General features: G+C 70.9%; 17 protein-coding genes. 8 read left to right on the top strand and 9 right to left on the bottom strand.

The genetic code is table 11. The features are described 5' to 3' along the window. Nucleotide 1 precedes the first annotated feature (1 nt). The 3 genes from BM436_RS37735 to BM436_RS05925 all read right to left on the bottom strand — a co-directional run bounded on the left by BM436_RS37735 (nt 2) and on the right by BM436_RS05925 (nt 2,410). Nucleotides 2–646 (bottom strand): DUF1294 domain-containing protein, encoded by a 645-nt coding sequence (locus tag BM436_RS37735; RefSeq protein ID WP_143132990.1) that lies wholly within the window; start codon nt 644–646, stop codon nt 2–4. 33 nt (nt 647–679) lie between these two features. After that, nucleotides 680–1,702, bottom strand: coding sequence for a tryptophan--tRNA ligase (gene trpS, locus BM436_RS05930; protein WP_177306977.1), 1,023 nt, complete (start codon nt 1,700–1,702; stop codon nt 680–682). A gap of 216 nt (nt 1,703–1,918) precedes the next feature. Continuing rightward, nucleotides 1,919–2,410, bottom strand: a complete 492-nt coding sequence (locus tag BM436_RS05925; RefSeq protein ID WP_093554522.1) for a YXWGXW repeat-containing protein — start codon at nt 2,408–2,410, stop codon at nt 1,919–1,921. Between the two features lie 145 nt (nt 2,411–2,555). Here BM436_RS05925 and BM436_RS05920 point away from each other — a divergent pair, with 145 nt between their 5' ends. Further along, nucleotides 2,556–4,490: a CocE/NonD family hydrolase gene (locus tag BM436_RS05920; RefSeq protein ID WP_093554520.1), complete on the top strand. Its 1,935-nt coding sequence runs from the start codon at nt 2,556–2,558 to the stop codon at nt 4,488–4,490. Nucleotides 4,491–4,516: 26 nt separating this feature from the next. On the opposite strand, the gene BM436_RS05915 is transcribed toward BM436_RS05920, so the two are convergent. Genes BM436_RS05915 through BM436_RS05905 form a run of 3 tightly spaced genes read right to left on the bottom strand, consistent with a single transcriptional unit; the run spans nt 4,517 to nt 7,264 of the window. Then, nucleotides 4,517–5,326 (bottom strand): substrate-binding periplasmic protein, encoded by an 810-nt coding sequence (locus BM436_RS05915; protein WP_229489192.1) that lies wholly within the window; start codon nt 5,324–5,326, stop codon nt 4,517–4,519. Beyond that, nucleotides 5,323–6,579 (bottom strand): MFS transporter, encoded by a 1,257-nt coding sequence (locus tag BM436_RS05910; RefSeq protein WP_093554518.1) that lies wholly within the window; start codon nt 6,577–6,579, stop codon nt 5,323–5,325. The genes BM436_RS05915 and BM436_RS05910 overlap by 4 nt, the downstream gene beginning before the upstream one ends. A gap of 25 nt (nt 6,580–6,604) precedes the next feature. Then, nucleotides 6,605–7,264, bottom strand: coding sequence for an HD domain-containing protein (locus BM436_RS05905; protein WP_093554516.1), 660 nt, complete (start codon nt 7,262–7,264; stop codon nt 6,605–6,607). Between the two features lie 130 nt (nt 7,265–7,394). Between BM436_RS05905 and BM436_RS05900 the strand changes: the two genes are divergently transcribed. After that, complete coding sequence (locus BM436_RS05900) at nt 7,395–7,889, top strand: chemotaxis protein CheW (RefSeq protein WP_093554514.1); 495 nt, start codon at nt 7,395–7,397, stop codon at nt 7,887–7,889. Here the strand turns inward: BM436_RS05900 and BM436_RS05895 are convergent. The 3 genes from BM436_RS05895 to BM436_RS05885 all read right to left on the bottom strand — a co-directional run bounded on the left by BM436_RS05895 (nt 7,886) and on the right by BM436_RS05885 (nt 9,712). Beyond that, on the bottom strand, nt 7,886–8,605 hold the full coding sequence (locus BM436_RS05895) for a reverse transcriptase-like protein (protein ID WP_093554512.1): 720 nt from the start codon (nt 8,603–8,605) through the stop codon (nt 7,886–7,888). The two genes, BM436_RS05900 and BM436_RS05895, sit on opposite strands and share 4 nt — an antisense overlap. Nucleotides 8,606–8,690: 85 nt before the next feature. Next, a complete protein-coding gene (locus tag BM436_RS05890; protein WP_093554510.1) occupies nt 8,691–9,245 on the bottom strand; it encodes a YXWGXW repeat-containing protein in 555 nt (184 codons plus the stop codon). Nucleotides 9,246–9,439: 194 nt separating this feature from the next. Next, on the bottom strand, nt 9,440–9,712 hold the full coding sequence (locus tag BM436_RS05885) for a hypothetical protein (protein WP_093554508.1): 273 nt from the start codon (nt 9,710–9,712) through the stop codon (nt 9,440–9,442). 202 nt (nt 9,713–9,914) lie between these two features. On the opposite strand from BM436_RS05885, the gene BM436_RS05880 reads away from it, so the two are divergent. The 6 genes from BM436_RS05880 to BM436_RS05855 all read left to right on the top strand — a co-directional run bounded on the left by BM436_RS05880 (nt 9,915) and on the right by BM436_RS05855 (nt 20,236). After that, nucleotides 9,915–13,160: a penicillin-binding transpeptidase domain-containing protein gene (locus BM436_RS05880; RefSeq protein WP_093554506.1), complete on the top strand. Its 3,246-nt coding sequence runs from the start codon at nt 9,915–9,917 to the stop codon at nt 13,158–13,160. 121 nt (nt 13,161–13,281) lie between these two features. Further along, nucleotides 13,282–14,733, top strand: coding sequence for a hypothetical protein (locus BM436_RS05875; RefSeq protein WP_371859624.1), 1,452 nt, complete (start codon nt 13,282–13,284; stop codon nt 14,731–14,733). 11 nt (nt 14,734–14,744) lie between these two features. After that, nucleotides 14,745–15,326 carry a hypothetical protein gene (locus tag BM436_RS05870; protein WP_093554502.1) on the top strand — a complete coding sequence of 194 codons (582 nt, stop codon included), beginning with the start codon at nt 14,745–14,747 and terminating at the stop codon, nt 15,324–15,326. Nucleotides 15,327–15,328: 2 nt separating this feature from the next. Beyond that, nucleotides 15,329–16,846: a hypothetical protein gene (locus BM436_RS05865; RefSeq protein ID WP_143132989.1), complete on the top strand. Its 1,518-nt coding sequence runs from the start codon at nt 15,329–15,331 to the stop codon at nt 16,844–16,846. Continuing rightward, a complete protein-coding gene (locus BM436_RS05860; RefSeq protein ID WP_093554498.1) occupies nt 16,843–17,922 on the top strand; it encodes a hypothetical protein in 1,080 nt (359 codons plus the stop codon). The genes BM436_RS05865 and BM436_RS05860 overlap by 4 nt, the downstream gene beginning before the upstream one ends. 76 nt (nt 17,923–17,998) lie before the next feature. Further along, nucleotides 17,999–20,236 carry an SPFH domain-containing protein gene (locus tag BM436_RS05855; RefSeq protein WP_229489189.1) on the top strand — a complete coding sequence of 746 codons (2,238 nt, stop codon included), beginning with the start codon at nt 17,999–18,001 and terminating at the stop codon, nt 20,234–20,236. Nucleotide 20,237 lies beyond the last annotated feature (1 nt).

Below are 20,237 nucleotides of genomic sequence, written 5' to 3'. Positions count from 1 at the left end.
GTCAGGCCGGCGCCTGCAGCCGCGCCAGCCAGCCGAAGGCGGCCATGTTGACGGCGACGGTCGCCCAGAACATCAGGCGGAACGAGGTCTTGCTGGATTTGTGGCGCAGCCATTGCTGGGCGAGAATGGCGCCCGGCCAGCCACAGAACAAGCCCAGCATCAGCAGCGTGCTCTCCGGCGTGCGCCAGCGGCCCGCGCGGGCGGCGGATTTGTCGATGGCGTAGACGATGAAGCAGACCAGGCTCGCCAGGCCGTAGACGGCGGCCGGCCAGGCCGGCAGCTTCCACAGCAGGATGGACACCAGGTAGAGCAGGGCCAGCGCGCCGATGGCGAGGTAGGACGCCGCGCCGCCGGCGCCGACCGCCGGGGCGTTGGCCGCGCCGGAAGCGGCCTTGGCGCCGCCGCCGGACTTCCCGCCGCCGCGGCCCGTGCCTGCCCGGCTCCCTCCTCCACGCGCCGCCACCGCCGGGTCGCGGCCTTTGCCGCCGCTCAGATCCAGCGTGCGCTGGCCTGGGTTGGCGCCGGAAGCGCCGCTCGCGCGGCCGCGGCCGGCACTCGCGGCGCGCGCCGGCGCCGCGCCGGCGTCACCGGCGCCGGCTTTGCCTTTGGCGCCGGGCTTGCGCGCGGCCGCCGCGTCGGACTTCATTTGTCGGACTTCATGTATCGGACGACGCGGGGATCAGAAATAGCGCAGGCCGAGCGCGGCCTTCACTTCGTCCGTGGTGCGCGCGGCCACTTCGCGCGCCTTGGCCGTGCCTTCCTTCAGCATCTGCATGACCTGGCCCTTGTCCTTGGCGAATTCCTCGCGGCGGGCGCGGATCGGCGCCAGCATGTCCTGCAGCACCGCCTCCAGGCGTTTCTTGACGACGCTGTCGCCCAGGCCGCCGCGCACGTAGTGCGCCTTCATCTCTTCCAGCGCCGCCTTCTCGGTGTCGAACGCGTCCAGGTAGATGAAGGCGACGTTGCCCTCCAGGTGGCCGGGGTCCTCCACGCGCAGGTGCAGCGGGTCGGTGTAGACCTTTTTCACGGCGGCGCGGATCTCGTCGGCGGACGCGCCCAGGTTGATCGTGTTGCCCAGCGATTTGCTCATCTTGGCCTTGCCGTCGATGCCCGGCAGGCGGCCGATTTCCGGCACCAGTGCCTTGCACTCGACCAGGATGTCGCGGTTGGCCAGGCGGTTGAACTTGCGTACGATCTCGTTGGTCTGCTCGATCATCGGGATCTGGTCCTCGCCCACCGGCACCAGCGAGGCCTTGAAGGCCGAGATGTCTGCGGCCTGGCTGGCGGGGTAGGTCAGGAAGCCGGCCGGGATGTCGCGCTCGAAGCCGCGCAGCACGATCTCCTGCTTGACGGTCGGGTTGCGCTCCAGGCGCGCCACGGTCACCATGTTCAGGTAATAGAAGGTCAGCTCGGCCAGCTCCGGGATCTGCGACTGGATCAGGATGGTCGACTTGGCCGGGTCGATGCCGACGGCCAGGTAGTCCAGCGCCACCTCCACCACGTTGCGGTGCACCTTGTCGGTGTCCTCCATGTTGTCGGTCAGCGCCTGGGAGTCCGCCAGCATGATGAATTGCTGGTAGTCGTGCTGGTAGGCGACGCGGTTGCGCAGGCTGCCGACGTAGTGGCCGAGGTGCAGCGGACCGGTGGGACGGTCGCCGGTGAGGATCACGGCGGGTTGCTGGGACGGTGCTGGCTGGCTCATACGGGTTCCTTTTGCTTGCCCCCGCATGATGCGCCCAAGAAAAAAACGCCACCCTGCGAAGGCGGCGTTGTTTTAACTCACATCACTGTGCAGTGGCCGCGCTATGTCAGCGGGGCCACCAATTCAGGCAGGAGCGATGTGGTTGGGAAAAATTCATGGCCGTATGGTTGCAGTTTGCCGTCGCCCTGTCAAGGCGGCGGCTGGTTTTGCCGCCTCTTATTGGCGATTCGGGTTGTCCGGCCGGTTGTCGAGGCGGTTCGGCACGCCGTCGTTGTCGCGGTCGCGGTCCAGGCGGTTCGGCACGCCGTCGTTGTCCCGGTCCCGGCCCCGGTCGCGGTCCAGGCGATTGGGCACGCCGTCATTGTCGCGGTCGCGGTCATAGCGGTTGGGGATGCCGTCGCCGTCACGGTCGCCACGGCGCCAGCCGCCGCGGTCCATCATCCAGCGGCCGTCGCGCTGTTCCCAGGTCGATTGCTGGTAGACGTAGCCGGGCCGGTCGCGCACCCATTTGCCGCGCACCCAGACGTTGCGGCGGCCGTTCCAGTCCCAATGCCCGGCGACCCAGGTGTAGCCGCGGCGCGCCTCGGGGATGCGCTCGCTGCGCGGCGGCGGCGGCGCGGTGCGGACGATGACGACTTCGGCGCTGGAGGGCAGGGCGACGCTGCCCAGCGAACTTGCCAGCATGGCGGCGATCAGCAGCTTTTTCATGATGGTGACTCCTCGTTATTGATTTGTGTGACCGACTTTAAGCCGGCTCGGCCGCGTTGTATGTGCGGCCACGCGCATATCGGCTTGCAACGTTGCCTTCGATGCAAGCGGTCTGTACCATGGGGGCTCATCAGAGGAGTCGCCCATGCATGTCCGCACCATCGCCAGCCTGGCCGTGTTCCACGCCTGCGCCTGCGCCGTTCCATTCCAGGCCCAGGCGCAAACACCGCCCATGGCGCCCGACATACCCCAGCGCTACGAGGCGCCCGCGCCGCCGGACGCGGACTACGAGAAGCGGGTGGCGATGATACCGATGCGCGACGGCGTCAAGCTCTACACCGTGATCGTGCTGCCCAAGGGCGCGCGGCGCGCGCCCATCGTCATGACCCGCACCCCCTACAACGCGGCGCGGCGCGCGCAGCGCAACGCCAGCCCCGGCATGGCGGCCACGCTGCCGCAGGGCGACGAGACGCTGGTGGCCGAGGGGTATATCCGCGTGTTCCAGGATGTGCGCGGCAAGTACGGCTCGGAGGGCGACTACGTGATGACGCGGCCCCTGCGCGGCCCGCTGAACGACACCCGCACCGACCACGCGACCGACGCCTGGGACACCATCGAGTGGCTGACCAGGCACGTCCCCGAGACCAACGGCAAGGTCGGCATGATAGGCTCGTCCTACGAGGGCTTCACGGTGATGATGGCGCTGGCCGCGCCGCATCCGGCGCTGAAGGCGGCCGTGCCGATGAGCGCCATGGTGGACGGCTGGCGCGGCGACGACTGGTTCCACAACGGCGCCTTCCGCATGCCTTCGCTGGGCTTCATCGCCAGCCAGACCACGGTGCGCGGCCACGGCGAGGCGCTGGCCACCGGCGTCTACGACGACTACGAGGGCATGCTGCGCGCCGGTTCCGCCGCCGGCTACGCGCGCCGCTTCGGGCTGGACCGCTTGAACTACACCAGGAAGCTGTTCGAGCATCCCGCCTACGACGACTACTGGCGGCACCAGGCGCTGGACCTGCTGCTGGGCGCGCGCAAGCTGACGGTGCCCACCATGCACGTGGTGGGCCAGTGGGACCAGGAGGACATCTACGGCCCCTACGCCGCGTACGCCGCCATGGAGCGGCAGGACCGGGACAACAAGCTCAATTTCCTGGCCATCGGGCCGTGGCGCCACAGCGGCGTGAACTACGAGGGTTCGCGCCTGGGCGTGTTCAAGTTCACCGGCGACACCGCGCTGGAGTTCCGCCGCGAGGTGATGCAGCCCTTCCTGAACCAGTACCTGAAGGATGGCGCGCCGGAGGCCGACACGCCGCCGGTGCTGAGCTACCAGACCGGCGTCAACCGCTGGCAGCGCTTCGACCAGTGGCCGCGGTCCTGCGCCGAGGGCTGTCCGTCCAGGTCGGAATCGCTGTACCTGCGGGCCGGCTTCACGCTGGGCTTTTCCGCCCCCGCCGCCGCGGTGGAGGGCGAGGGCTACGACGAGTACGTGGCCGACCCGGCCAAGCCGGTGCCTTTCGTGCCGCGGCCCGTGCGCATGGGCGACGAGGCGGTGTGGAAGCCGTGGCTGGTGTCCGACCAGCGCTTCGTGGCCGACCGCACCGACGTGCTGAGCTATGTGAGCGAGCCGCTCAAGGCGCCGCTGAGCATCGCGGGCCAGCCCCGGGTGGACCTGTACGCGGCCACCAGCGGCACCGACGCGGACTGGGTGGTCAAGCTGATCGACGTGCATCCGGACGAGGTGCCCGGCCAGCCGGAGCTGGGCGGCTACCAGCAGGGCATCTCGATGGACATCTTCCGCGGGCGCTATCGCCACAGCCTGTCGCAGCCCTCGGCGATACCGGCCGGCCAGGTCGAGCGCTACCGCTACGCGCTGCCCAACGTGAACCACGTGTTCCTGCCCGGCCACCGCGTGATGGTGCAGATCCAGAGCAGCTGGTTCCCGCTGTACGACCGCAATCCGCAGACCTACGTGCCCAATATTTTCCACGCGCGGCCGGCCGACTACCGGAAGGCCACGCAACGCGTGTACCGCGCGCCGGAGGCGCCCAGTTCGATCGAACTGCCCGTGGTTGGGCGATAGGGGGGCGATAAGCGGGCCGGCGCGGCCTAGCGCGGCCGCACGCTTTCGGCCAGGACGTCGGGCCGGTGGTGGCGCTGGAAGGCCTCGATCACGGCTGGCGAGCGCGCCAGGTTCTCCAGCAGTTCGCGCAGGATGGCCTGGTCCGCCGGCGTGAGCGAACGGTGCGACACATAGACGCCGGCGAGGTTCCACGGCAGTTCCGGTATCGGCTCGATGCGCAGGCGCTCGCCCAGCGCGGCCAGGCGCGGCTCGTGCGCCACCGCGCCGGCGAAGTTGGTCGGCCCCATGATGGTGACGTCGATCGCGCCGGCCTGCATCAGGCGCGCGATGGCGATGGTGTCGACCTCCCGGAACAAACGGCCCTGTTTGGCCAGCTCGGCCACCAGCGCCTGGTAATGCTCGCCGAAATCGTAGCCGCGCACCACGGCCACGCGCAGGTCGGTGCGATCGAGCAGGTCTTGCGCGCTGGTGATGGGGGCGTGCGTGCCGGCCAGCGAAATGAGCGTGGCGCGGTGGCCTATCAGCGGCACGAAGGTGCCGTGCCGGTCGCGCGCGGGCGTGCGCGTGGCGGGCAGCAGCAGGTCCGCCTTGCCGATCTCGAACAGCGCCGCCTGGCGCGCGCGCGGCACGATGGTGTAGACCAGCTTGCAACCGGCCTTCGCCGCCGGGCCGTCCAGCACCTCGGGATAGATGCCGCCCACCGCGCCGCCGTTGACGATGATGCTGGCGCCGACCGGCGCAACCGGCACGTTGATCTCGCGCGAGCAGCCGGCCCGCGCCGCGCCGCAGGACAGCGCGCCCAGCACGATCGCGGCGAGGACCAGGCGGCGCCTCACACGGCGCTCCCTCTGGCCGCGCGGCGGGCGCTGAAATAGCGGTAGGCCACCAGGATGGCCAGCGCCTGCATGGCGGCGCAGACGAAGAAGGTGCCGCCGATGCGCCAGTCGTTGGACGGCAGGTGGCTGACCTCGCCGAGGATGGCGCTGCCGGCCAGCGGCATCAGCACGCTGCCGATGCTGCTGATCGATTGCAGCGATCCCATCAGTTCGCCCTGCTGGTTGGCCGCCGTGGACTTGGAAATGATGCCCTGCAGCGCCGGGCCGGCGGCGAAGGCCAGCAGGTTGCAGCAGATGAAGACGTACATCATCCAGCCCTGCGTGGCCAGGCCGTACAGCATGTAGGTGACGCAGCCCGAGCCCAGGCCCAGCAGGGTCAGGCGCACCTCGCCGAAGCGCCGTATCAGCACGCCCAGCAGCCCGGCCTGCACCACGGCCGCCGCCAGCCCCACGCAGAACAGCGCCATGCCGTTCTGGCCCGGCGTCCAGTCGAAGCGGAAGTGGGTGTACAGCACCCAGGTCGATTGCAGCATCATCTGCGCGCAGGTCATCAGCGCGAAGGCCACCACCAGGCCGCGGATGTCCACCCGCGCGGCCAGCTTGAGCAGGCCGGCCAGCGGATTGACGCGGGTCAGCTTGAACGGCGCGCGCTGCGCCTCGGGCAGCGATTCGGGCACGAAGAAATAGCCGTAGACGAAGTTGGCGGCCGACAGCGCGGCCGCCGCGTAGAAGGGCAGGTGCAGGTTGATGCTGCCCAGCAGCCCGCCCAGCATCGGCCCGGCGATGAAGCCCAGGCCGAAGGCCGCGCCGATCTTGCCGAAGCTCTTGGCGCGGTTGTCGTGGGTGGAGATGTCGGAGGCGTAGGCCGAGGCCACCGACATGCTGGCCGAGGACATGCCGCCGATCACGCGGCCGATGAACATGCAGGCCAGGTTGGGCGCCAGCGCGGTGGACAGGAAGTTGACGCACATGCCGGCCATCGAGTACAGCAGCACGGGACGGCGCCCCACGCGGTCGCTGATGGCGCCCAGCATGGGCATGAAGATGAACTGCATCAGGCCGAACACGGTGCCCATCAGGCCATACCACAGCGCCTGCTGGTCGCGCGCCTGCACGAATTCGCCCACCAGGATGGGCAGCACCGGCACCACCAGGCCGATGCCCAGCATGTCGATGAAGATGCAGACCAGCACGAAATTGAGGTTGCCGTTGGACGCGGTGGCGAGTGGCGCGGTGTCGCTTTGACTGGTCATGTGCGGTCGGAGCGGAGGCCTGGCCTTATGGCGTGGCGGGGCTGGCGGCCCATTCGGCGATGAAGCTGTCGCGGAAGGCCACCAGTTCCCTCAGGCGGCGTTCCCCCAGGCGGCGGCCGGCGGCGGTCTGCATCTTGGCCGGCAGCGTGGCCAGCTTGACGTCGATGTGGTCCAGCGAATAGGCCTTGTCGTCCAGCTCGCGCTGCAGCGCCATCGGGTCGTCGGCGTGGGCCAGGGCGGCGCCCATGCGGCCGGCCGTGTAGAACATGCGGGCCAGGCCGACGGCGCCCAGCGCGTCCAGGCGGTCGGCGTCCTGCACGATCTTGGCCTCGATGGTCTCGGGTGGGATGCCGGCCGAGAAGCTGTGCGTCTCGATGGCGTGCGCCACCGCTGACAGGCGGTCCGACGGGAAGCCCAGCTCGGCCAGCTGGCGGCTGGCCAGCCGCGCGGCCTGGCGCGAGGCCAGGTGGCGTTCCGGATGGTTCTTGGGCAGGTTGACCAGGTCGTGCAGATAACACGCCGCCAGCACCACCAGCGCGTCCGCCTCCGGATTGTCGTCCATCAGCAAGGTGGCGTTGCGCCACACGCGATGCAAATGGTTGGTGTCATGCGCGCCATCGTCTCCCGCGGCGCCGCTGGCCAGCGCCACCAGGCGCGGATGCCAGCTACTCAACAGCGTATTCATTGTTCTCCTAGCGTCGATCCTGCTGTGCAATTGTGGCATGAATCGCGCCGCGTTCCCATAGGCGTTTTTATTTGATGCGAAAAATCTTGACCTGCGGTAACATTATCCATCTTTCTCGAGGAGAACTCATATGACGACCGACGCCATCGCCAGCGCCAACGTAGACCACGCCGCCGAATATCTGGCCTTCACGCTGGGCAAGGAGGAGTACGGCATCGACATCCAGAAGGTGAGCGAGATCCGCAGCTACGAGACGCCGACCCGGATCGCCAGCGCGGCCGAGTTCGTCAAGGGCGTGATCAACCTGCGCGGCATCATCGTGCCGATCGTGGACATGCGCATCAAGTTCGGGCTGGGCGCGCCGACCTACAACCAGTTCACCGTGGTCATCATCCTCAACATCGGCGCGCGCGTGGTGGGCATGGTGGTCGACAGCGTGTCCGACGTGACCATCCTGACGCCGGAGCAGATCAAGCCCGCGCCGGACATCGCCTCGTCGATGAACACCGAATACCTGGTCGGCCTGGGCACCATCGACGACCGCATGCTGATCCTGGTGGACATCGACCGCCTGATGACCGGCGCCGACATGGGCCTGGTCGACAGCCTGCCGCTGGCCGCTTAACTTTCCCCCTGGCGGTCCGCGCCGGCGCGTATGGCCCGCTGCGACAGGCTGTCCGCCTCGCCGTTGCGGTGGCGCGGCACCCAGCGCAGCGTGACGTCGTCGAGCCGCGCCATCAACGCCAGCACCCGCGCGCGGTGCGCTTCCAGGCCCTTGGCCGGGCCTTTGACGCCGCGCGGCGCCGTTCTTGTGGCGGTTATCGCCGCATTCACATCGTCGATCACCACGCGGCTGTCCCCGTACACCGCCAGCGCGGGGACGCGGGCCGCCACGGCCGCCTCCAGCAGCGCCTCCAGCGCCAGATACTCCGCTTCGCTGCTGTCGCCGTGACCGGCGCGGCGCGAGATCTCCACGCGCTCGCCGCCGGGGGCGCACAGCAGCGCGCCTATGCCCAACAGGCCGGGATTGGGCGTGGCCGACCCGTCGAACCATGCGCGCCATGCGCCGGGGACCGCGTCGCTTCGCGCCCGCAGCCGCCGCGCCTTGGCTTCGGCCCTGGCGCGGGCCTTGTCCGCGCGCCGGGCCAGCTCGTCCAGCCGTAGCCGGGCGCGCGCTTCCAGCAGCGCCGCCACGTCAGCCCATCCCGCCTGCGCGGCTGCGCGCTCCAGCGTGGCGCGCAGCGCTTCCGTTTCGGTGATGCCGGCGGTTTTCGCCAGGCGGCGCGCCGCCACGCGTTCGTTATGGAAGGCGGCGGATGCGAGGGCGGGGAGGTCGTGCATGCGGGGTGGCCAAATGTGAAAAATCCCGCCATCGTAGCAGAAGGCGGGATCGGCGGGCCGGGGGGCGAGCCCCCGGGGACGGGCTTTAGTAGCGGCGCGGATTGTTCGGCCTGTCGTCGACGCGATTGGGTACGCCGTCGCCGTCGCGGTCGCGGTCCACGCGATTGGGCACGCCGTCGCGGTCCTGGTCGCCGTTGCCGGCGCGGTCGCGGTAATGGTTGTTGCGGTCGTAGCGGTTGGGGATGCCGTCGCCGTCGCGGTCGCGGTCATAGCGGTTCGGGATGCCATCGTGGTCGCTGTCGCGGCGGTAGCCCGCGTGGCGCTCCTGGCGATCCCAGCGTCCGCCCTCGCGGTACCACTGGCCGTCGCGTTCTATCCATTGCGGCTGCATGTAGACATAGCCGGGGCGCGCGCGCAGATAATGACCGGGGACCCACACGTGGCGGTGGCCGCGCCAATCCCAGTAACCGGGGCTCCAGACGTAGCCGGGGCGCGGACGAGGTATCACTTCATGACGGAGCGGGGGAGGGGCATTGCCGATGACGACGCTGAAGTCCACTTGCGCCAATGCCTGAGCAGGCGCGAAGGCCGCGGAACTCAGAGCCAGCAGGGCGGCTGCGTAAAGGGTAGGCTTGATCATGGTATCTCTCCGGTTGTGGTGACGCTGAATTCACTATAGCAAGCGACTTCCACAGGGAGAAAACATGATTCAACTTCTTACAACTGACACAGATCAAACAGAACTATTGTGCGTCTCCGCACAGACGATGGGTTCGCCGCGGCGCGATCATTGATCGTTACAGTGCCGCGCGCGGGCGAACCGGCGAACCGCGCTCAAATCTTGCTCGCGCCGTTGGCCGCGATCGAGGCGCTGGCGGCCTTGCGCTCGGCCAGCAGCGACTGGGCTTTTTCCTCGGCCGTCAGGCGTTTTGCGCTGACCACGACGACTTGCATGTCCTTGGCCGCGGCGGCGTAGGCTGGCGCGGCCGCGCGCACTGCCGTTGGCTGGCTATCGAGGGCGGCGTCGGTGTCAACCACATAGTTGGCTGCGCAAGCCAGGCCCAGGGTCACGACAAACAGGGCTTCGAAGTTTTTCAGGACGTTCATTTTGTTTCCTTCCGGTGGTGGGTGGCTGGTGTTTTGTGTTTCGATGTATGCACTGTATCCATCGGGCCTCCGGGTCGCCATTGGATTGCGACGAGCGGTGGAATTCGCGGCGCGAGATGCGCAATGCGGGGATAAAACGGCCAGGCTTTCCACCTCCCCCGGCTAGGCGCTGGCAGACCGTATACACCAGCGCGAGGGGCCGATGGGCAGCTTATTCACACACCTTATCAAGGCCCTGGCCGGGCGGCGGCTGGCATGGCGGCGCGCCCGCAATCTGCGGCGCGGCGGCACTTCGCGCGGCTCGGGCGGGGCGCGCGGCGCGGCGGCGCGTTCCGATGGCGCGAGGTTCCGGCCGGCGGCGTTGGCCGCCGTGCTCGGCCTCGCGCTGGCGCTGGCCGGCGCCGCCGTCATCGTCGGCCATGCGCGCAAGCTCGGCGCCGCCACCCTTTCCACGGAAGGCGGCGCGGGAGCGAGCCGCGCCGCCCATGTGTTCCAGTCCGTCCTGCCGGGCGCGGTGATCGAAGCTCCGGCCCGGCAAGGCGTGCGTTACGTGCAAGTCAAGGGCGGCGCCGTGGTCACGCTGGCCGGCATGCGGGCGATGGTGCCGGTGCGGGTGGACTTGTGCGGCCAGATGCGCGAACCGGGCGGCGCCCGCCTGGCGCCGCTGCGGCTGGGTTACCGCTATGGCGATGTGCAGCGGATGCGGGAGTTGCAGGGCGCGGCGCCGCGCAACGTGGTGCTGGCGGGCGGGGCGTCCGGCGCGAGCGACGACATGCCCGAGGTGACCATATCGGGCAACGCGCGCGCGGACTTCGCGCGGCCGGAAGGCGAGGCCTTGCGTCTGGCCTGGCGCGGCGCGGCCGGCCAGCCGGTGCGCTGGCTTGGCGACGACAGCCAGGGAAGGACGACCGAGGGCCGCGAGGCCGCGGTGTCCTTCCGGCGCGAGGGTTGGCTGGCGTGGGGCGAGGACGCGGCACTGCGCGTCGAGCGGCGCGCAAGCGCCGCTTGCTCGCAAGCGGGTGAGCTAGTGATGCAGTTGCATCGCCGCGATCCCCGCGCGCGCGCCGCCGTGCTGGTGGCGGCGTTCGCAGAGCGCGGCGCGGCCGCGCAAGCCTGGTTGCCTGCGGGCGTGTACGCGGTTCCGGCCGCGGCGCCGGCCGCGCTGGAGGACCAGGCACTGTTCGCCGCCTTGCAGGCGCGCGGGCTGGTGCGGCTGGCAGCCGACGGTGCCGTCGTCGCCGCGCCGCGTGACCTGCCGCTGTGGTCCGCGAGCGATTCGGCGCAGCGCGCGAGCGGCCTCGCCGAATGGGCGGACGTGAGGATGGACGCGGACGCGGCGCGCCTGCTCAAGCGTCTTTACCAGCAGGCCGACGGCGCCTATGTGCGCCAGCAGATCGACGTCCACAACAGCGAGCGCCGGCTGCTGGCATGGCGCGTGGCGTCTGGCCCCGCGTGGCAGGCCAGCGCGAGCGGCGCGCCGCTGCCCGCCACCGGCCGGATGCCGGGCGCCGCCTCCCGTTTGTTCGCCGAACTGCCGCAGGGCTGGCAGCCCTGGTCGCGCGTCGCCGCCTGGCCCGCCGGCGGTGGCGCGGTCCGGCTCGCCCTTGCGTACAGCCCCGGCGAAACGGGTTTCGCAGGCGCGGCGGCCCGCGCCGATGGGGCGGCGCTGCGCCTGCTCGTCGCGGGCAGGGTGGGCGCGGTCGCCGGCGCCGACATCTTGTCGCGGCGGGCCGCGTGCACGGGCCGGGGCTGCTCGGCGCCGGACGACGTGACCGAGCTGTCGCTCGCGCCCCATCGCGGCGCCTCCGCCATCACGGTGGATGTGCTTCCGCTGGACCTGGCCGCGATGGGCGGGCCGGCGGACCAGCAATACCGCCACCTGCGCGTCGCCGGCGGCCGCGTGTCCTGGCAGGCGCTGGCGCCGCAAGCGCTGGCGCCGCCGCGGCGGGGCGGGCCCGCGTCGTCTGTGCTGCTGCGTGACCGCAACGGCACCTTGCTGTGGGCCGACGGGGCTCCCGCGCCGGCCGCGCTGGACGCCGGGCTGGCTCCCATGCTGGGCATCGGCCCCGGTCACGCGAGCGGCATCGCCGGCATGCTGGCGCGGCTGCCCGCCACGTCCGGCGGCGCCGTCACCGGTACACTGTCGCTGGACCTGCCGCTGCAAGCCCTGAGCCAGCGCGTGCTCGAATGCGTGGGCATGCATCGCGGCCGTTGGGACGGCAAGGCTTGCGCCGGCGCCAGGCCCGCGCCGCAAGGGCGGCAGGCTGGCCTGGTGTTGCTGGACGCGGAGAACGGCGACATCCTCGCCGCCGCCGGCGCCGGCAACGCGCCGGTGGGCGCGGCCAACTGGGAGGAGGCGCGCGACTTCGACCGCGCCAACCCGGCGCGCAGTCCGCTGCGCCTGCCCGCGTTCCAGCATGACGGCGGCGCGCACCGCAGTCCCGGCTCCACCTTCAAGGTCGTCAGCGCGCTGGGCCTGGAGCTGGCGGCGAAGTCCGATCCGCGACTAGACGCGCTGTTGGGCGGCATGCCGCTGGCCGGCATCAACGACGTGGCGCGCCAGCGCGGCTACGCCTTCCAGACCGGCGCCGCCACCTACCCCGCCACCGGCAACGGCGCGCACGTCACCAACTACCGCGAGCAGGCCATCGACCGCCGCGCGCAGGAGGGCAGGCTGGGGCTGTCCCAAGCGCTCACCTACAGCCTGAACACGTGGTTCGCCTGGACCGCCGAGATGAGTGACCGCAGCCTGTTCGGCCGTCCCGATGGCGGCGCGCCGGGGATGCAGGCGCTGGAGGCGGATGGCATGGATGGCGTGCGGCCCGTCGCCGCCGCCGCGCGCCGCCTGGGCTTCGGCCAGGAGCTGCATCTCGATGGCGGCCTGCTGCCCGTGGATTACGCCTGGTCCGCCTACGACGCGCTGCAAGCCACGCCGGCGCGCATGGACGCCATCCAGACCCGCCACGAAGTGCGCCAGATGGCCATCGGCCTGCGCATGCAGGCCACTCCCTTGCAGATGGCCATGGTGTCGGCCGCCATCGGCGGCGGCGCGACCGTGCCGCCACGGCTGCTGCTGGAACTGGACGGCAAGCCGGCCGCGCCGCCCGCCCCGGCGCGGCTGGACGCGCGGCTCGACCGCATCCGCGCCGGCATGAAGGGCGTGGTCGACGGCGGCACGGCGGCCGGCGCCTTCGGCGGCGCGCGGCTGGCGGCGCTGCGCCCCGGCCTGTACGGCAAGACCGGCACCGCGCCCGTCACCGACGGCGCGGCCACGGTGTGGTTCACCGGCTGGCTGGAGCCGGGCAGCCTGCCGGGGCAGACGCGCAGGCTGGCGATGGCGGTCTTCGTCAGCCATTCGGAAGGCAGCGGCGGCGAGCACGCCGCGCCCGTGATCGCCGCGTTGCTGGGCGCTCTTTCCGCGCAGAATGTCGAACAGAGGGGTAAATAGCCGTGTAACCGGGCATATGCCCGCGGCCCGTCCGTGGCATGATTTTGAAGTGTCTGTTTTTCTTCGACGGGATGCCATGCGGCTGCCAGGAACGCGATATCAGGAACATGGGTGGGAACAGGTGCGCAAGCTCCTGGGACGCTGCTCGTTGTCCGCCTTCCGGCGGATGGACCTGGGCGCCATGCCGGACCGCGCGCGAGAAGCGGAGTTGCTGGACCTGTACACGGACGAGGTGGCGGCGGAGCTGGACCTGTGCCGCCGCGGCGCGCGCGGCGAGGCGGCGGGCAACAGCTACGGCGAGAGCGTGGCCGAACTGGCCATGGCTTTGCTGTTCGAGCTGCGCGCCCAACCCGCGTTCTGGAGCGGCCTGGTGTCCGCCATCGCGGCGGAGCATGGCAAGCTTGGCGCGTTCTGGCTTTCGCCGTCGGGCGACGCCATGCTGCGCAAGAAGGTCAACGACATGTACGCCGGCCTGCGCGACAAGGTCGACGCGGACAACTACCAGGTGGCCACGGGGCGCGCCTGCTCGCCCAACAAGATGTACACCTACCGCATGCTGGACACCGCCTACCGCGAGATCGAGCGGCTGTTTGCCAACTGGAGCCACCACGCGGCGCAGGTGGCCGCCATCCTGGACCGCGGCGCCGACGGCGTGCCGATCGAGGCGCGGCAGATGAAGTCCATAGGCGGCTGCAAGGCGCCGTGGGTGATCAGGTGGAGCGAGACGCTGGAGCGCTTCAGCGGCTCGCCGGGGCCGTTGCACACCAGGTCCAAGCGTTTTTCCAGCCTGAGGAACAATCCGGACAGGATCGCCGCGCTGATGGCCGAGATCGGCGACTACGAGGCGCTGTCGGCCAACATGGGCGCCGAGGACTGGCGCGGCGACGAGGACGAGGCGGGCGCCTGGCTGGAAGACTACTGGCGCGTGGTCGGCGAGTCCGAGGCGGCGGATGAGGAGCCCGCGACGCCGGACATGGTCGACCAGATCCTCCAGCCGCTCCCCCCCGACGAAGAGGATGACGACGAGGACAGCGAGGAGCCGCTCCTTGCCTATGTCGAGGAAGCAGGCGGGGAGGACCCAGACTCCAGCGAGGACGGCGAGGGCGGCGACCAGGCCGGCGCGATGACTGCGCGTGGACCCGCATACGCCGCGCCGGGCATGGCGGGGCCGCCTGCGGCCGCCGTCGCGTCGAACGCTGGATCGCTGGCCGTCGCGGCGGCACCCAAGGCGGAACTCCGGGCCGCCGGCAACGCCGCCGACGAGGCGCTGGCCGCCGGTCTTTCCCTGCCCCCCCGCTTTATGGAATTGGCATCGGCCGCGCAGGACGCGGGCAGCTGGCTGGTACGCATGTTGAAGGACGATTCGCTGCCCATCCGGCTGGCGGTCTACCACAAGCTGCTGGGCGCCGAGGACGAGAGCTACCCGGACGCGTGGCTGGACCCCGAGACGGGCGAGCTGCCGACGCTGGCGCAACTGGCGGCGCTGGACCGCATCTCGATGCCCACGCTGCGCAAGCGCCGCAACGAGGCGATCGCGCGGCTGCAGGCGGCCAGCGCCCGAGTGACGAATTGAAGGAAGCGAACATGACCACGCCAGACCATAAACTGCAAGCGCGCCTGCTGCTGTCGCGCGCCGTGCCCGGCGACCGCCTGGTGCTGGCCGACGCCACGCTGCTGGCCGCGCTCGATGGCGCGCGAGCGCTGACGCCGAACGAACGCCAGGCCCTGCAAGCCTCGCCGCTGACGCTGCGCCGCTTCCGCCAGCTGTCGCTGGAGCGCCGCGCAGGGGCCGAGCGGGCCGCACCGGTGGCGGCCAACGATCCCGTGTGGGGCGGCAGCGGGGGCATGCTGCGCGCCGCCGCCACCGAGGCCGCGCTGGACACGCTGCTGACCGACGATGGCCACTGGAGCCTGCATTTCGTGCCGCGCGACCAGGACGGCGGCTGGCAACTGATACTGAAACTGGACGCCGAGGCGCCGTTCGCCGCGCGCGTGCTGCGGGAGTTGCCGATGCTGCGCGTGGTCGACGGCGGCGGCGCCATCCTGCTGCAGGGCCGCCTGGACGCGGACGGCGAATGCGAACGCGCATGGCCCTTCGAACTGGCGCCCATGCCGCACTTCCAGCTGTACGGCGGCGCCTTCGCCGTGGAACCGGTGCGGGGATGATCATGGGACTGTTCTCCTTCGCGCGCCGCGCCAGGGCCGGCTCCATCCAGCGCGACATGCGTGCCGCGGAACTGGGGCGCGGCCTGGTGGCCATGCGGGTAGAGGGGGAGTTTCGCGCGCCGCCCGGGTGCGTGGAGGTGGTGTTCAGCGCTGGCGGCCAGGCCCGCCGCGTGCCGGCCGCGCGCGCCGGCGCGGACGAGCGGGCGTATTGCTTCCATCCCGGGCCTTACGCCGTCGAGTTCGCGCCGTACGAGGGCGCGCCGGAGCTCGGCCTGCAACTGCGCTTCGTCATCGACGCCGCCGACCCGCGCGTCGCGCAGCAGCGCTTCGACCTGTACCTGTTCAGCGAAGTGGAGGACGCGCTGCCGGTCGCCGCAGCGGGCGCCGCGATCGAAGACGCGGTGCGGGAAGCGCTGGCGCAGGGCACGCTGGACCTGCCGCCTTGCACCACCCTGCAGGAATGGAACGCGTTTCGCGCCGGCCTGAACCAGCTGCTCTACACGCGTTTCGGCGTGACCGTGGACGATTGCATCCCCGTGGACCTGGGCGAGCGGGTGGACTACGCCGCCATGCTGCGCGCGCGCGCCGCCGTATCGGCTCCGGCCGTGCCGCCCGTCGACGCGACGGCGAGCGCCGAACCGGCGGCTGTCGAATCGGTTTCCCCCACGGCGTCCAACCAAGCGCTCGCGCCCGATGCCGCGCCGCCTAATGCCGCTTCGCCAGCCCACGCGCCGGCCACCGCCAAGTTGGCCACCGCCGCGCCGCCACCCGCCGCGTCGCCCACCGCCGCGTCGACCCAAGACGCGTTGCCCGCCGCCGCGTGGTCCCACGTCGTGTCGCCCACTGCCGCTTCGGTCCAAGACGTGGTGCCGGATGCCGCGCCGCCCCACGTCGCATCGCCAACCGTCACGTCGGTCCAGGACGCGCCGCCCGCCGCTGTGTCGCCCCACGCCGCATCGGGCACCGGCCAGCATCGGGCCCCGGCGCCGGACACCACACCGGGGCCCGATGCTGGCCGGGCCAGCGCCCGGGGCGGCGCGCCGGCCGGGCCTTGGCCGAAGCAGTCCGCACCGACGGACACCGCCCATGCGGACGCCCGCGCGCTGCGGCGCCTGTTCCTGGAGCTGCCTTACCTGTCCAGCGGCCTGCGCCTGCTGCCGCTGCCGCCGGGCCAGCCGCTGTTCGTCGCGCATCGCAACCTGCTGCAGCGCATCGCCGTGATCGCGCTGGATGTCAACACCATGCCCTCGCTGGCCTGGGCCGCGCCCGACCAGCCGCTGGCGAGGGATCAGCAGGCCCGCCGCGCCCTGCACACCCAACTGGCCGCGCAGGCGCTGGACCAGGCCTGGGCGCTGCTGGCCCGCATGCAGCTCGCCGCCGCGATGCAATGCTGCGAGGGCGAGATGGGCGCCTTGCTGGACGACGCCGACCGGCTGGTGTCCAACCTGGACTTCCATCTCGGCCAGCGCCGCGTCGCCCACGCCAGCGCCGCCGACGCCCGCCGGGAACCGACGCTATGAACGCCCCCAAACCCGCCAACGCCGAATGCCGCTGCCCGCTGCCGGACGGCCGCGTGTTGACCGTCACCGCCAGCCGCCGTCCCCGCGCCAACCGCGCCGACGTGAAATGCGCGGTCGCCGGCGCGCCCGCGCTCAGCACGCGGATGCAAGAGGTGGTGCGCCTGGCGCGCCACACGGAGTCCCGCTTCGACAGCCGCGACCAGGTGGTGCTCAGCATGGACGCCGCGCCGCCGGCGGATGAACGCGGCTGGGAGCTGGCCGCCGTGCTGGCCGACCGCACGGTGCGCGGCGCATGGCTGCCGCCAAGGCAAGGCGTCTTCGCCTACGGCTGGTCCGACGCCTGGCAGCTCGGCGCCGTGCAGGGGCGGCCGGAGCCGGTGCTGGCCGCCATGAACTGGACGCGGGCGGCCGACGGCTTCGTCGTGCTGGGGGAAGACCCGTCGCCGAGCGGCGTCGCGCGCGCCGTCTCGCACGACATCCTGACGCTGCCCCACCTCGGCGCGCTCACCGGCCACAGCGATCCCCGCGCCGCCGTGTCCAGCGCGCGCGCCTGGTTCCCTCTGCACAGCGGCGGCATCAACGACAGCCTGAGCTGGGTCGAGGTCAGCGTCCACCCCGCCGACCACGCCGGCGCGGACGAGGAGGACACGATCGCCGTTTCCGACCTGGCGTTGACCGCCCAGTTGGCGGTGCGGCAAGTATTGGCCGCCGCCCGCCATTTCGACGGCAGGGGCCTGGGACGCTGGCGCACCGTGGTGCGCTTCGGGCAGCCGCGCTTCCAGGGCGCGTCCTACGAGTTGGCGCTGGTGATGGCGGACCGCCTGGCCCGGGGCCGTGAATGCGTGCCGCGGGGCCGCGTGATCGCCAGCGGCTGTTCCAGCGCCTGGCACGCCGGCCGGGTGGACGCGGTGGAGGGCCTCGCGGCCAAGATGGAGTTGATACTTAAGCAAGCAGCGCCGGGCGACCGCGTGCTGCTCCCCAAGGACGGCGAACCCGATGCCGACCCGGCCTATGCCGACGCCCTGCGGGCCAAGGGCGCCAGCCTGGCCCGCATCGAGCGGATCGGCATGATTTAATCGTGCGCGGCCATGCGAGCGGCGCGCCCTGCTAAAATCGGGTAAGGCGGCTGGAATGATTGAAGAGGAGTACGACATGTTCCAAAAGTTGGGCTTGGGTGGCGCGGAACCGGTTCTGCGCGACAACCGCTGGATACCCGCCAACGACGAGCTGGCCGTGTATTTCGGGGTGGACGCCTTGTCCGGCATCTTCACCAAGACGCTGCGCGTCCCGGCCACCACGCGCGCCTACATCCTGCAGGGCGACAAGGCCACCGAGGTGCCGCAGGGCGAATACGAGATCGAGGGCTTCTTCACGCGCCTGAACAACCTGCTGCGCGACCAGCACGCGGAAATCCTCATCACCCGCACCACGCCGCTGCCGGTGGAGTTCTGCTTCAGCGACCTGCACACCACCGAGCACCTGAAAGTGGCGGCGCGCTTCACGGTGGGCGTCAAGGTGGAAAACGTGCCGGCCTTCGCGCAGCATTTCATGACCGCCCCCGGCGCCGTCACCACGCTGCGCCTGCACGACCTGCTGGCGCCCTCGGTGCGGCAGGTGGCGGCGGAGTTCATCGGCGGCCGCGCGATGCGCGACATGAGCAACAACCCGGACCTGCGTCCACAGCTCGACGAGCGCCTGCAGTCGGCGCTGAAGCTGCGCCTCGCCGAATTCGGGCTGGCCGTGGTCCAGGTGGAAACGCTGGCCCTGCGCCACGACAAATACGACAGCAACCGCGAACGCATCGGCACCCTGTGGCTGGTGGCCGACGAGCGCCACGTGCAGCTCGAGCATGTGAAGCAGCTGGACGAGCTGTATAGCGAAGAGGAGTGGCAGGCCATCTGGCGCGAGGAACAGAAGATGCGCAGCGACTTCCGCCGCGCCGAACTGCGCCAGGACGCCGCCGTGGACAAGGCCGAACTGGCGATGCGCGAGGCCGAGCGCATGCAGGCGGTGCGCGCCCGCAATGTGGACCTTTATGCCCGCATCGTCGAATCCAAGACGCGCCAACAGGCCTTCGAGCGCGGCGCGGGCGCGGCGCTGACGGAACTGGAACACGAACTGGCCCGGAAGAAGACGGCGCGCATGGGCGAGGCCGCGGCTTGGGAGCATGTGCGCCAGCTGGCGCAGATCAAGATGCGCACCGAGCTGGAATTGACGCAGCAGGAGGGCCTGGAGGAGCGCCAACTGGCCAAGCAGCGCTTCTCGCACCAGCTGCACCTGCAGCAGATCCAGAACCAGGTGGCGCAGGCCATGACGATCGAGGACGAGGCCCACCGCCGCGCCATGCTGCAGCGCCTGCGCCAGGCCGAGCTCGACGCGCAAAAGCGCGAGGCGGAACTGGAGGAGGAGCACCACACGGCGCGCTTCCAAGGCGTGGCCCTGGCCAACGCCGCGCGCAAGCGCGAGGCCGAGCGCGTGCGCGAGTGGGAGGACCAGCAGCAGTTGGCGCACCAGCGCGAATCGCTGCGCGCCGAGGCCGAGAAGGACGCGGCCGGCAATGTGCGGGTGGCCGAGGTGAACGTGAAGCTGGACGAATTGCGCCGCTCCGGCGCGTCGGCCGACGCCATCGCCCAGCACGAGAAGCTGCTGCGCACCATCGAGGCCGACGGCATCCACGCGCGCCAGGCGCAGGAGCTGGCCAAGCAGGCCATGCTGGACCAGCTGGCCGTGGAGGAGCAGCGCCTGGCGCTGAAACAGCGCGAGCAGGAGGCGGGCTGGCAGCGCGAGCTGAAGATGATGGAACACGAGCGCGAGGAGAAATTCGCGCGCTGGAAGGGCGAGTACGACCTGCTGCTGGCGCGGCAGACGCACGCGGCGGAGCTGGCGCGCATCGACATCGAACGCATCGGCGTCATCGGCAACCTGAGCGACGCGGGCAAGGTGGCGATGGCCGCCGCGCCCAACGCCGCCGCGCTGGCGCAGGTGATGAAGGAGCAGGTCCGCGCCGGCATGAGCCCCGAGCAGATCCGCGCGATGGCCGAGGTGGCGAGCGCCGAGAACAGCCTGAGCCCCATGGACGCGATGCGCATGGCGCAGGAGCGCGTGGCCGAGGAGCGCGCCCACCGCGACGCGCAGGAGCAGAAGGACAAGCAGCACCAGCTTGAACTGCTCAAGCTGCAGAACGCCACCCACGCCAACGCGCTCAGTTCGCAGATGCAGCTGGGCGTGGGCGTGGCGCAGGGCAGGGCGCAGCAGGTTCCGCAGCCGCAACCGCATAGCGCGCAGCCGGCGCAGCCCGCCGCGCGCCACTGCGCCAACGGCCACCCCGTGCCGGCCGACCGGCCCAACGCCAAGTTCTGCGCCGAGTGCGGCGTTCCGCTACCACCTTGAA

The sequence above is a fragment of the Pseudoduganella namucuonensis genome (assembly GCF_900116645.1).
Taxonomy (GTDB): Bacteria; Pseudomonadota; Gammaproteobacteria; order Burkholderiales; family Burkholderiaceae_D; genus Rugamonas; species Rugamonas namucuonensis.
Note: the sequence above shows the minus strand (reverse complement) of the source record. Positions and strands in the feature narration are given on the sequence as shown.